The sequence below is a fragment of the Aphanizomenon sp. CS-733/32 genome (assembly GCF_028330045.1).
In the GTDB taxonomy this organism is placed as follows: domain Bacteria; phylum Cyanobacteriota; class Cyanobacteriia; order Cyanobacteriales; family Nostocaceae; genus Dolichospermum; species Dolichospermum gracile.
Genome location: NZ_JAQMSE010000010.1, coordinates 1 through 12,389, shown reverse-complemented (window position 1 = coordinate 12,389; position 12,389 = coordinate 1). Strand labels below are relative to the sequence as shown.

At 39.4% G+C, this 12,389-nt stretch carries 12 protein-coding genes and 1 pseudogene; 6 read left to right on the top strand and 7 right to left on the bottom strand.

What is annotated here, in order from left to right; all coding sequences use genetic code 11:
• Nucleotides 1–493 precede the first annotated feature (493 nt).
• Entirely contained in the window at nt 494–1,540 is a 1,047-nt protein-coding gene (gene pstS / locus PN471_RS00605) for a phosphate ABC transporter substrate-binding protein PstS (RefSeq protein ID WP_271775241.1), read from the bottom strand.
• Between the two features lie 154 nt (nt 1,541–1,694).
• Between pstS and PN471_RS00600 the strand changes: the two genes are divergently transcribed.
• From PN471_RS00600 to PN471_RS00590, 3 genes are all read left to right on the top strand, one after another.
• Entirely contained in the window at nt 1,695–1,943 is a 249-nt protein-coding gene (locus tag PN471_RS00600) for an HNH endonuclease (RefSeq protein WP_271775240.1), read from the top strand.
• 161 nt (nt 1,944–2,104) lie between these two features.
• Entirely contained in the window at nt 2,105–2,506 is a 402-nt protein-coding gene (locus tag PN471_RS00595) for a hypothetical protein (protein WP_271775239.1), read from the top strand.
• Complete coding sequence (locus PN471_RS00590) at nt 2,506–2,946, top strand: HNH endonuclease (protein ID WP_193962242.1); 441 nt, start codon at nt 2,506–2,508, stop codon at nt 2,944–2,946. The genes PN471_RS00595 and PN471_RS00590 overlap by 1 nt, the downstream gene beginning before the upstream one ends.
• Here PN471_RS00590 and PN471_RS00585 read toward each other — a convergent pair.
• Together PN471_RS00585 and PN471_RS00580 are read right to left on the bottom strand one after the other, a co-directional pair.
• Nucleotides 2,921–3,037 (bottom strand): annotated as a pseudogene (locus tag PN471_RS00585) (adenylate/guanylate cyclase domain-containing protein); the annotation flags it as partial. The gene PN471_RS00590 and the pseudogene PN471_RS00585 sit on opposite strands and share 26 nt — an antisense overlap.
• The gene (locus tag PN471_RS00580) at nt 3,034–3,162 is read right to left on the bottom strand and encodes a hypothetical protein (protein WP_255539984.1); all 129 of its coding nucleotides are present in this window, start codon (nt 3,160–3,162) and stop codon (nt 3,034–3,036) included. The gene PN471_RS00580 and the pseudogene PN471_RS00585, both read right to left, overlap by 4 nt.
• A gap of 152 nt (nt 3,163–3,314) precedes the next feature.
• Here PN471_RS00580 and PN471_RS00575 point away from each other — a divergent pair, with 152 nt between their 5' ends.
• Both PN471_RS00575 and PN471_RS00570 read left to right on the top strand, forming a co-directional pair.
• Nucleotides 3,315–4,871, top strand: a complete 1,557-nt coding sequence (locus PN471_RS00575) for a DEAD/DEAH box helicase (protein ID WP_271775238.1) — start codon at nt 3,315–3,317, stop codon at nt 4,869–4,871.
• Nucleotides 4,801–6,015, top strand: a complete 1,215-nt coding sequence (locus PN471_RS00570) for a DUF790 family protein (RefSeq protein ID WP_271775237.1) — start codon at nt 4,801–4,803, stop codon at nt 6,013–6,015. The genes PN471_RS00575 and PN471_RS00570 overlap by 71 nt, the downstream gene beginning before the upstream one ends.
• A gap of 261 nt (nt 6,016–6,276) precedes the next feature.
• On the opposite strand, the gene PN471_RS00565 is transcribed toward PN471_RS00570, so the two are convergent.
• The 3 genes from PN471_RS00565 to PN471_RS00555 form a co-directional block, all read right to left on the bottom strand.
• A complete protein-coding gene (locus tag PN471_RS00565) occupies nt 6,277–6,543 on the bottom strand; it encodes a BrnA antitoxin family protein (protein ID WP_271775236.1) in 267 nt (88 codons plus the stop codon).
• Nucleotides 6,527–6,799, bottom strand: a complete 273-nt coding sequence (locus tag PN471_RS00560; protein ID WP_271775235.1) for a BrnT family toxin — start codon at nt 6,797–6,799, stop codon at nt 6,527–6,529. Before PN471_RS00560 ends, PN471_RS00565 begins: the two co-directional genes overlap by 17 nt.
• Nucleotides 6,800–7,062: 263 nt before the next feature.
• The gene (locus tag PN471_RS00555; protein ID WP_271775234.1) at nt 7,063–8,721 is read right to left on the bottom strand and encodes a DUF3352 domain-containing protein; all 1,659 of its coding nucleotides are present in this window, start codon (nt 8,719–8,721) and stop codon (nt 7,063–7,065) included.
• 694 nt (nt 8,722–9,415) lie between these two features.
• On the opposite strand from PN471_RS00555, the gene PN471_RS00550 reads away from it, so the two are divergent.
• A complete protein-coding gene (locus PN471_RS00550) occupies nt 9,416–11,989 on the top strand; it encodes a M1 family metallopeptidase (RefSeq protein ID WP_271775233.1) in 2,574 nt (857 codons plus the stop codon).
• A 110-nt stretch (nt 11,990–12,099) separates the two neighbouring features.
• Here the strand turns inward: PN471_RS00550 and PN471_RS00545 are convergent, their stop codons facing one another.
• A complete protein-coding gene (locus tag PN471_RS00545) occupies nt 12,100–12,264 on the bottom strand; it encodes a hypothetical protein (RefSeq protein WP_271775232.1) in 165 nt (54 codons plus the stop codon).
• Nucleotides 12,265–12,389 lie beyond the last annotated feature (125 nt).

Here is a 12,389-nt window from a genome sequence, read left to right as displayed (position 1 = left end):
TTGCAAGGGCGACTAGAAGTCGCAGCTACACAGACGAAACCCACCTTCGTGGGTTCAAAAGCCTTGATTTCTCGTTAGTCCACGCAGGTGGACTTTGTTTGTGTAGTAGCGATTTCTAATCGCCGGAAACTTTTCAAACATTCTCTTAGATGTAAGCGCACAGCCGTCATAAACCAGCTAAAACCGGAAATAGTCAGGTAAATAAAAGCAAGTTTTAATTACCTACATTTCAACATTGAAAGCTGATACATAACGGCTGAATGCTTAGGGCTTGCTGAATAAGTCTTCTAGTGAAGGGAGGTGACAGGTGCTACGCCACGGGGACAGTTTCAGGTATCTGTCATCCCCAAACTTTTAAGTTTATTAGAGGTAAAATGCTCCGTTTTGGTACTACCCCCTCAAGAACCTTCCACTTATTTTCCTGTTTATCAACCTCAAACCTTTGATTCGTTGACGTTTTACGTTTTTTCAGCAAACCCTACTTAGGTAAAAATTACTTAACGGTGCTATTAACTGTTTGTAAAACACGGTTCACAACATCACCAGGAATTTTGGTGTAGTTGAGGTCATCATTGTACTGTTGACCGTCTTTGAGTACCCAGTTAATCCATTTCTTAACAGCTTCAGCTTTAGCAGGAGTAGCATACTGTTTGTAAACCATCATCCATGTTAAACCAACAATGGGATAACCTTGTCCTGGATCGCCAATAAATACGCGGTAGTTATCAGGGAATTTCACTGTTGATAAGGCTGAGTTCGCAGATGCTAAAGAAGGAGCGACAAATTCTCCTTTTTTATTTTGGACTTCCGCTGAACTTAGTTTGTTTTTGGTAGCGTAGTCATATTCAACATAACCAATAGATCCAGGGGTGCTTCTCACTAAAGCTGCTACGCCAGGATTACCTTTACCTTTGAGAACGTTTGGTAAATTCCATTTGGGAGCGGTGTTAGCCCCAACTCTACCTTTGAAATAACCATCAATAGAACTTAAATGGTTGGTGAAAATAAATGTTGTACCACTACCATCAGCGCGAACTACAAATTTGATTGGGCTGTTTGGTAGGTTTACACCGGGGTTATCCCCTTTAATTTTCGCGTCATCCCAGTTTTTAATTTTTCCAGAGAAAATTGCTGGTAATGTGGAACGAGATAATCTCAGTTTGTTGACACCAGGTAAATTATAAACAACAGAAACAGCACCACCCGCAGTGGGTACTAAAATTACACCATTTTTAACTTTAGCGATTTCCTCATCTTTCATCGCTGCGTCACTACCACCAAAGTCAACCGTTCCCGCAATGGTTTGACGAATACCACCACCACTACCAATTGCTTGGTAGTTAACTTTTAATTCGGGGTGCTTCTTTCTAATTTCACGAGCATAACGTTCGTACAAAGGAGCGGGAAAGGTTGCTCCAGCACCGTTTAAAGTTAAAGTTTGAGTTTGAGCGATCGCACTCAACATTGGACTTAATGCAACAGCCCCAGTTATGACTGAAGTGGCAACAACACGATTCAAAATGGTGGATAAAAAAGCCATACTGCCTCTTACGTTTTCAGAAATACTTGCATAGTGAATCACATTCTGGTCTTAATCTGACATCAAATTGTTAAGAGGAGATTAAGAAAGCAGCAAAATATGTTTAAATTTGAACATTTAATTTTAAGTAGTTGGACAAAATTAAATTCACTGGTTGAGCTACTGGGAGAAAAACTCTTGGAAGTATAAAATCGCTCAAAACCAAAATTGGAAATGTCCTATCTGTGGTGAACCTTTATTCAATGGAGAGGAATTAAACACCCATCACATAGTTCCCGTTGCTCAAGGTGGACAAGACGGCATTGAAAACCTACAGCACTTGCATCATGCTTGTCACAAACAGGAACATTCTAAAATAATCACAATTTGGCATCTAAATTACAACAGCGATCGCGCACATTGACAAAATCTGGTAAATTTTGGATTATGTAGGTAAGGTATTGCAAGTCTATTTGTGATGTTTGTACGGTCGTGGGTATTGTATTCTATTGAAATTAGGCAATAAATTTTAGTTTAGAGCCAGATTTATAATCTAAGCTATATATAAATGAGGTCAGATTGAGTATGACTGCACCTACAGAAATTCGTCAAAGGGCAATTGCACTTCTGGAACAATTACCGGGAGAATCTTTAGTTAAAGCTGTTGAATTCTTAGAATCTCTTTCTCATCAAGCTTTACAGGTATCAGAAACAAAGACATATAAAACTAGAGAAACTGATTTAATTCAAATTATTCAACGGCATTTGTCTGCTGAACAACAAGAGAGATTGAATTATTTGCGTCAGCAAAATGAAACTGAAGAAATTACAAAAACAGAGCATCAAGAGTTATTAATTTATGTTGAACTGATTGAAAAACAAGATGGGGAACGTGCAGAAGCATTAATTCAATTAGCTCAAATGCGTGGAGTTGATTTGCAACTTTTGATTAATGAGTTTTTGCCCACAAATATTAGTATTTTCTAATGTCAGAACGAGTTCCCGAATCAACTAGGAGTATTGTTGCTGCTCGTGCGGGTGGTTATTGTGAGTATTGTTATTGCTCGGAACAATTTGCCACACAAAGCTTTACTATTGAACATATAAAACCCCGACAAGCTGGTGGTGAAACAATTTTAGAAAATATTGCTTGGAGTTGTTTTGGGTGTAATAGTTATAAACATACTAAAACACAGGCAATTGATCCAGAAACGGGAGAAAAAATAGCATTGTATAATCCCCGGTTACAAATTTGGAGTGAGCATTTTCAATGGAGTGATGATTTTACACAGGTAATTGGTAAAACACCCTGTGGTCGAGCAACTGTTGAAGCTTTACGTTTAAATCGTGCTGGTGTTGTGAATTTACGTCGTGTATTGTTTGGCGCAAATTTACATCCACCAGAGAAGGTAAAAGATGATAAGTAGTGGCTGTATTTACCGGATCACCCCACAAATCATAAGCAAATTTTTTCAATCCAATCACTCCTGCTACAACTGGTCTGGTACTAATACTCATGCGAATCGGAAAAGACGGGGTATTTTTTGATTAAACTTAAGTACAGATTTTTGCATATCCAATGCCATATTGGCGATCGCCAGGGCATGATCACTGCGATAATTAGATAAACCAGCGACAGCCATATAAGCATCACCGATGGTCTTAATTTTTTCTATACTATGAGTTTCGGCTAACTAGTATAACAAGTACCGAAGAACCGACATTGATATTAATCATCATGCTCATTTTGCGTTATGAGTAGTTAAATCAGTGTCACCGGACTAAGAAAAAATAAATGGCTCGTCACCCGACATTAACTTTTGATCGTGGTACGTTAATTTTACACCCACCACCACGAAGTAAAACATGGATAGACTATGCAACCTGGGATGATAGGGTAGAAAAATTCCGAATTCCCGCAATTAGATACCGTTCCTTAGTGGAAGCACTCCAAGCTGAAGCCACAGATTTTATTGATGAAGCCAAGGCTTTTTATCCCTTGGATTTGGTTGCTAGTTTAGAAATGACACCCTATCCCCACCAAAATGAGGCATTAGCGGCTTGGAAACGGTTAGGACGACAGGGAGTAGTTGTATTACCTACGGCGGCGGGAAAGACCTATTTGGCGCAAATGGCGATGCAAGCTACACCCCGCACGACATTAATTGTCGTCCCCACGTTGGATTTAATGCACCAGTGGTATGCTCATTTAGTGGCGGCTTTTCCGGATGCAGAAGTGGGTTTACTGGGGGGTGGTTCACGGGATAGAACCGCGATTTTAGTTGCTACCTATGATAGTGCGGCTATTCATGCAGAAAGTTTGGGTAATAAATATGCGTTAATAATTTTTGATGAATGTCACCATTTACCTACAGATTTTAACAGAGTCATTGCCGAATATGCGATCGCACCCTATCGGTTAGGACTGTCCGCAACCCCAGAACGCACAGATGGAAAACACGCTGATTTAGATATCCTCATTGGTAAAGAAGTTTATCGCAAATGCGCTGAAGATTTAGCCGGAAAAGCTTTAGCTGCTCATGAAATTGTGCAAATTAAGGTTAAATTATCCCAATTAGAACGAGAAAAATATAATCAGTTAATTCAAACTCGCAATGATTTTTTAAAGCAATCAAAAATATCTTTAGGAAGTTTGCAAGGTTGGCAAATGTTTGTACAAATGAGTGCGCGTTCTCAAGCTGGACGCAGAGCCATGTTATCCCATCGTCAAGCCAAGGAAATTGCTTTAGGTACAGATGGGAAAATCCGCGTACTTGTAGACCTATTAGCTACCCATCATCCTGAAAGAATTTTAATTTTCACCGCTGATAATGCCACAGTTTATCGCATTTCTCAAGATTTATTAATTCCCGCAATTACTCATCAAACTCCAGTTAAAGAAAGACATGAAATTTTAACGAAATTTAAGGAAGGTGAATATAATACCTTAGTTGCTTCCAATGTCTTAAATGAAGGTGTTGATGTCCCCGCAGCCACCATTGCCATTATCTTATCAGGAACAGGTTCAACCAGGGAATACATTCAACGTTTAGGGAGAATATTACGCAAAGGAAATTTAGCAAATAAACAAGCAATTCTCTATGAAGTTATCGCCGAAGACACTGGCGAAGAAGGAACTTCCGCCAGACGGAGAGGGGAAAATAACGATCAGGAAGACAAGCCGCAAAAAGCAAATTTACAAGTTATTTATGGAACTGGAAAGAAAAGCGATTTAAAAGCAGCAGAACAATTAGAAATTAATTATTCCCCAGAAAAGAAAGATGTTACCAACAGACCTACTGATACACCGCCAAAACGGCGAAGAAATTATCCCAAAAAGACTGAAACTTGATCAAAAACATTTGAGTTTAGCGACTGAATTAATTAACTTCTTTCAGGAAGCAGTCGGGAAAACTCAAGGATTACTAGAACGTCAATTAGCAGACTTTGAAGGAGATACCACAGATTACCGGATGAAACGAGGTTTAGCTTATATTCTCAAAAGTGGTTTTTGCACCTTTGAAATAGTTAGTCCCCTCGAACCACCCATGTTAAGAGCAAAAGTATTTGCATTAGCAGCAAAATCCGTTGCTAGTCAAGAATCAACTGATATGATTTTAAATAAAATTGCTGATGATTTAACTCAAGAACTTAATCAAGAAGTTTTACCTGCTCAAATCAAAAATGGACTTTATGCTGATTTATCGGAAAATAAAATATTAACCACTTTTGATACTCCTAAACCAGAAGAAGTTTTAGATCGTTATAACTTATCTCAAGTCCAGGGAATTTTTTATAAAGCTAGTCAATTAGTATTAAATGCTCATCGCAATGTTCCCGGAGAATATAAACTCTTATTTCGTTATTTAAAGCTATTTCAATTAATGGCTTATATTGAAGGTGATGCTGATCATGGTTTCACAATTAGTGTAGATGGACCGACAAGTTTATTTACTCCCAGCACCCGCTACGGTTTAGCCATAGCCAAACTAATTCCCGCCTTACTTCATGTTACCAAATGGAGTTTATCAGCAACCTTAAAAACTCGTGATTTTTACACAAACGAATGGAAAACCGGACGTTTCACCCTCAATTCAGAATGTGGCTTAGTTTCCCACTATCCTCCCGGCAAACCCTATGATAGTATGTTAGAGGAATCATTTGCCAGTAAATGGGATGCTTTAAAAAGTGGTTGGATATTAGAACGAGAAGTAGATTTAATTCCCATTCCTGGTAGTGTAATGATTCCCGATTTTCGGCTAGTTCATCCAGACGGAAGGGTGTTTATTTTAGAAATTGTCGGTTATTGGCGACCAGAATATTTACAAAAGAAATTTGCTCAAGTAAGAAAGGCAAATTGTGATAACTTAATTTTAGCAATTTCCGAAAGATTGAACCTAGAAAAAGCCGGAATCAAATTAGATAACGTACCCGCCAGAATAATTTGGTTTAAAGAAAAACTCTTACCAAAATCCGTATTAGCCGTCATGGAATAACATCATGTTCGTTTGAACACTTATCATATCTGTTGAGGCTGGTAATGGGTAATTGGTAATTGGCAAAAGGCAATACAATAGACATCTGGTGGTAATTAAATGTGCATAACCTGAAACCCTTGTAGGGACAATTCATGAATTGTCCCTAGGATAATTTTTACCAGATGTCTAGTTATCGGGTCTGACGCACTCTACAAACTACAAACTCGGAAGTTATGAGTTTAATTATTTTAATTTTTTAATTATATTATAGAGGAGTGATCAAAGTGAACTAACAAAAGTTACAGCCCGCAGTTCTTCTTGAAAAACTCGCCGTAGTGTATCTTCATCTAAGGGGGGTTTGGCTTGATCAAGATATTCTCGTAAAGCTTGATTCATCATTGTTTGATAACCTTTGCCTTCAGTGTCTCCTTTTTGTCTAAACGCTTCCAAAATATCATCATCAATATAGATGGTAATACGAGTTTTACCTTGTTGTGGAATGATCGCACCCCGTTTAGCCTGATCAAAATCATATTCCGGTTTCATATTCACGTCTCTCCTTAGGAGTAGCAGGACGGGCAGAAATTAAGCGAATGTTATCACCTCGATAGGTATAGACTACTACTAGCAACCGCCAAAGGTGATCCATCCCCATAATAATAAATCGCTGTTCACCTTGTGCTGATTGATCTTCAAAAGAAAGTGCATAAGGATCAAACAACACGGCCTCAGCATCAGAAAAACTGATTCCGTGTTTTTGTAAATTGCTTTTAGCTTTTTCAGGATTCCATTCAACTTGCATACATATATTATATGTATTTGTGAGAATTATGTCTAAATCCCTTAAATCCCAGATTCCGCAGGTATTGTTGGAATTATCCTGCGGTCAATTATTCTATAAATCTTATTCCATAGAGGAGTCAGGAGTTAGGAAAAGCGTAAACCACCCCACTGAATAAGGTGCGTCAGAGAGAAGATATCTGTTTTCTTACCAAATTATCGGGTCTGACGCACCCTACAAACTACTCTCTGCGCCTCTGCGTGAAGAAAATTCACAAAAGAATATTACTTCCCTTGACTAGATTTAAGAGATAACAACATCTCCATTTGAGTTAGAGATTTACTAGGACTATTAACAGTCACGCCAACACCACGAATAGAATCAAGAATAGCGGTAGCGTCCGCAGGTAAAGGTTGACTTTGAGCGGATACACGCTCAATTATGGTTTTGGTTTTGTCCATATCTAAATAGAAATAACCAGCATTGGGTTTTTGTAAAGAACCTGTAACAGTTTTAAAGGTATCACTTTGATCAAGTGCTGCACCTTGGCGATTTGCTAGTGTTTCCGCAACGGGTCCACCAATAGCCACAAATGCTGTATTATTATTGAGCCAACCATGTGCCACTAGAGCGCCTTGTTGGGGGATTTGCCATTCTGTGACATTTTTACCACCAATGGTTCTTTGAGCGACATTGAGAGATTGCTGTTTGGCAAAATTATCGAGTTTGGTGAAGGTAGCTTCGGCAGTTTTGCGATCGCTCGTATCCAATACTAACGCACCACCAAAACCTACCTTAGCTAATAAACCTTGATTAGATTGAATTGCACCTAAACCAAACTCGCCATTCATCCAGCCAAAAATATCTTTATCTAAATCAATTTGCAGGAGTTTTAGTTGAGTCCGCGCTTGTTGAATTCCTTGATTTAATTCAGGATAGTCTTTGGACTGTTCCACAAAAGTTTCCCAGCTTTTACTAATACCTTGTCCACTAGTTAAAGCCAAAGTTTCACTAGGAAATTGTCCCACAATTTTGGCGTGAGTAGCTTGATATTGGAATTTATTTAGTTGGGGATCTAAATTCACAATGGCTTTTAATCGCAAGCCGGCATCATCTATTCCTACCCCTGCTGTTAATGATTTGACTTGCTTAATTTGCGCCAGAGTTTGTGGGGGTAATTGTTTAGATTGAGGATTAAATGCCGTTAATTGTTGGATCATATTGGCATAATCAGGGACATAAATTTGTGCCAAACTATTCTTAACATCCACACCTTTGCTGAGAAGATCATTTGCACCTTCTTTAGTGACAAAAGAAGGTTCGCCTTTATAGGTATCAATCGCTTTTTCTACAGCTTGTTTACTGGATGTTAAAAGCAAATAGTCATTATTCACAACCGTTACATAAGTCGGTTGACCTTGACCTGTAGATTCGATAATTTTCTGACCCTTGTAGTCAGATTCCTGAATTTTGACGTTTTTTTGATCTTTCAACTTATTCGCAAATTTCAAAGCTGCTAGTTGATCTTTAATCCCCACTACCAACAAATAATTTGGTGTTTCGGATCCGCGAAAGTTGTCCTGAGATACTTTCTTTGCCTCTGGTGGTAGTACCGCAATCATTACTCCACCAACCCAAGGTTTAATATCTGCTTCGTAGGAGGTCTTACTATCATTCAACATTTGTTGATTGAAGTTTTGAAACTCTTTACCTAGTAATTTCCGCGCTTCCGGTGTACCAAACTGTTGCAACTTATTCCAAGATTCAGGATTAGTGTCAATATAAGTTGCCATTAATGCAGTTGCAGGTACTAATTTAGCACTACCTAAAGGGCTAGAACTACTAGCACCACCCTTGAGGTACATATAAGCTGCTATGCCCCCTGCTATAATTACAGCAGTACCAATTACAGGGACTAAAAATGATGGTTTTTTAGCGGACACTAGTAAATACTCCTTATCGTTGTAAATTATGTAACAATTTTAATGAAATGCTCATTGGCGGTTAGGGAAATTTATCTAGGCAAAAATTCATCAAAAAAAGTATATTTTGCGGATTTTGTCAGTTTCGTTGATATCAGTGGATATCGCATATTGAGTATCAAAGGGTTGGACATACACTACTCCTAGAGACAGTTTACAATTAAGTTGTGAAAAAACTTAACTCTCATGAATTCTGAGGTTTGAATTCTTTCTTATCACTAATTTCCGCTGTTTTTACGGTATTTACTGATATAATTGCAGGTTTATGATCAGCAAAGATTTGTAATGGGGTTTAAATAATACTCCACTATAGTCAAGACTGAATCCGCAAACGATATTTTATCCCTTTGAAAACAATAGTCAATTTGTCACCTCCCGGTTATTCTAAAACTATATGGAAAATTAGTGGTATTTGTACTCAATAATCATGGAGGACGGATGAAAATCCTCTTAAACAGAGGCAGAGAAGAGTTGCATACTGAGGTTCTTGAGTGTGCTAACAGTAGCTAAATTATCTTTATCAATCTGTAGATTCAGTTAGCGCCGGCGTTACCAGAATCCAACAGACAAAAAATGTCATACTACGCTACAATTCCTTATTTGTATGACTTACATCCCATTAAATGTTTTAGGATTAGAAGGCTAGAAATAATAAATGTTGCAGTTTTATTTCGATACTGAAAAAACCGGACACAAGCGGTTTGAATTACCGGGAGCAAAACCACACTATAACCCTGACAGACCTGGACAGGTAGAACATATTTTTCTGGATCTGAATTTGGATATCCCGAACCAAAGTTGCTACGGAAGTTGTAGTATTCGCCTATTGCCAGTGCGGAATGGGATTGATAGGTTGACTTTGGATGCTGTCAATTTGAAGATTGAGTCAGTACAGATAAACGAAGTTACCCAAAAGTTTGAATATGATGGCGAACAGCTTTGTATTTACCTATCACAGCCTACAGAAATTGGTCATCGGTTGTTAATTGCGATCGCCTACGCCGCCGAAAAACCCCAACGGGGTATTTACTTTATCCAACCAGACAAACACTACCCCCACAAACCCACCCAAGTCTGGACACAAGGAGAAGACGAAGATTCTCGCTATTGGTTTCCTTGTTTCGACTACCCTGGACAGTTATCAACATCAGAAATTCGCGTCCGTGTTCCTCAACCCTTAGTGGCTATCTCCAATGGTGAACTCATTGACACCGTAGAAGAGGCAAAATACACAACCTACCATTGGTCCCAACAACAAATTCATCCTACCTATTTGATGACATTGGCAGTGGGGGATTTTGCCGAAATTCGGGACGAGTGGCATGGTAAAGCTGTTACCTATTACGTCGAAAAGGGACGAGAAGCAGATGCTAAACGCAGCATGGGCAAAACTCCCCAAATGATCGAATTTTTGAGCGAAAAGTATGGTTATCCCTACGCTTTCCCCAAATATGCCCAAGTTTGTGTAGATGATTTTATTTTTGGAGGTATGGAAAACACTTCCACGACTCTCCTCACTGACCGCTGTTTACTAGATGAACGGGCAATATTAGATAATCGCAATACCGAAAGTTTGGTTGTCCATGAACTCGCACACCAATGGTTTGGAGATTTGGTGGTGATTAAACATTGGTCTCATGCTTGGATTAAGGAAGGGATGGCTTCCTATTCGGAGGTAATGTGGACCCAACGGGAATATGGCGACCAAGACGCTGCATATTATCGGTTGTCGGAAGCGCGGAGTTATTTCAGTGAAGATAGTAGTCGCTACCGTAGACCAATGGTAACTCATGTTTATCGGGAAGCGATCGAACTTTACGATCGCCACATTTATGAAAAAGGATCTTGTGTTTATCACATGATTCGCGCCGAATTGGGGGATGAGTTATTTTGGCAAGCTATCCAAACATTTGTCCAGGACAACGCTCACCAAACTGTAGAAACGATAGACTTATTAAGAGCGATTGAAAAAGCCACAGGCCGCAATTTAGCTTTCCTGTTTGATCAATATGTCTATCGTGGTGGTCATCCTGATTTTAAAGTAGCTTATGCCTGGGATGGTGACGCAAATTTAGGGAAGGTGACTGTCACCCAAACCCAAGCTAAAGCCGATAGTAAGGATTTATTTAATCTGAGAATTCCCATTGGTTTTGGATATAAAGAGAATCCCCAACTGACAACTTTTACAGTTCGAGTCCATGAAAAAGAACAAAGTTTTTACTTCCCGCTAACACAAAAGCCTGATTTTATTAGCTTTGATGTTGGTAATAATTACCTGAAAACTGTCACTTTAGAATACCCAATTTCCGAATTAAAAGCCCAGTTAGAATTTGATCCTCATCCTATTTCCCGCATTTATGCGGCAGCAGCTTTAGCGAAAAAAGGCGGATTAGAAGCGACTCTTGCCCTATCCTCAGCTTTGAAAAATGATTCTTTTTGGGGTGTACGGGTCGAAGTTGCCAAAGAATTGGCAGAAATTCAACTAGATCAGGCTTTTGATGGTTTAGTCGTTGGCTTAAATGATCCTAGTCCCTTTGTGCGGCGGGCCGTAATTAGTTCTTTATCGCAAATTAAAACTCATAATAGTTATAAGGCTGTGAAAAGTTTTGTCCAACATGGCGATGCCAGCTACTATGTAGAAGCTGCGGCTTGTCGAACTATTGCGGCGATCGCAGCAGCGCATTTGGAAGATAAACCCCATGAAGACAAAGTAATCAAGTTACTCAAATCTGTGTTAGAAGAACGGGCAGGTTGGAATGAAGTTGTCCGTAGTGGGGCTGTGGCTGGTTTAGCTGAGTTCAAATCTTCAGAAACGGCTTTAAATTTACTCCTGGAATACACGAAATCTGGAATACCGCAACCATTACGCCTGTCCGCAATTCGCGCAGTAGGCAAGATATCCACTGGTCAAACTCCTGCTAATATAGAAAGGATTTTAGATCGGTTAGCGGAAATTGCCAGAGAGACTTTCTTTTTAACCCAGGTAGCTGTTTTAACAGCCTTGGGACAAATGGAAACTCCAAAAGCGATCGGTATTTTGCAATCTTTAGCCAATCAAACCGCAGATGGACGAGTCCGTCGTTATGCTGAAGAGGAAGTCAGTAAGGTGCAAAAGAACATCGGCACAGACAAAACCCTGAAGCAGTTACGTGAGGAACTTGATCAAATCAAACAGCAAAATCAGGAATTGAAAAGCCGTTTGGAAAATCTGGAAGCGAAATCAAAGTAAATAAGTAATGGGACAGAATTAATTACACAATTGATTTTTCTGTTCCCAGTTAAGAGTTAAGAGTTCCCTCTCTCAGCGAGTGAATTTAATTTTGTCCGACTACTTATGACTTAGGCATTGTAATGAGGTGAGGGTTTAGCAGTGCTTAATGGTGTCAACTTAGTCCCTGGCGAATAGAATATTGCTTCGCCACGCCAAGGGCGAACGCGGCTACACAAACAAAGTCTGCCTGCGCGGACTACTTCTTCTGGTTGCCATACAGTGACGTACTCCACACACTCCCTTTCAGGTGAGTGTGGGCTTCTCAGTGACTCCTCTATGAGGACATTAACTGAGCTTTAAGACCGTGCGCCCCACGGTTCTTTGGTTTTGAGATTTGTTTTTTGTTTTGTAGGCTGCA

Coding starts and splice junctions, on each gene's coding strand:
- pstS (WP_271775241.1), bottom strand. CDS start 1,540: ATGGCTTTTTTATCCACCATTTTGAATCGTGTTGTTGCCACTTCAGTC.
- PN471_RS00595 (WP_271775239.1), top strand. CDS start 2,105: ATGACTGCACCTACAGAAATTCGTCAAAGGGCAATTGCACTTCTGGAA.
- PN471_RS00590 (WP_193962242.1), top strand. CDS start 2,506: ATGTCAGAACGAGTTCCCGAATCAACTAGGAGTATTGTTGCTGCTCGT.
- PN471_RS00580 (WP_255539984.1), bottom strand. CDS start 3,162: ATGGCTGTCGCTGGTTTATCTAATTATCGCAGTGATCATGCCCTGGCG.
- PN471_RS00575 (WP_271775238.1), top strand. CDS start 3,315: ATGGCTCGTCACCCGACATTAACTTTTGATCGTGGTACGTTAATTTTA.
- PN471_RS00570 (WP_271775237.1), top strand. CDS start 4,801: ATGTTACCAACAGACCTACTGATACACCGCCAAAACGGCGAAGAAATT.
- PN471_RS00565 (WP_271775236.1), bottom strand. CDS start 6,543: ATGAAACCGGAATATGATTTTGATCAGGCTAAACGGGGTGCGATCATT.
- PN471_RS00560 (WP_271775235.1), bottom strand. CDS start 6,799: ATGCAAGTTGAATGGAATCCTGAAAAAGCTAAAAGCAATTTACAAAAA.
- PN471_RS00550 (WP_271775233.1), top strand. CDS start 9,416: ATGTTGCAGTTTTATTTCGATACTGAAAAAACCGGACACAAGCGGTTT.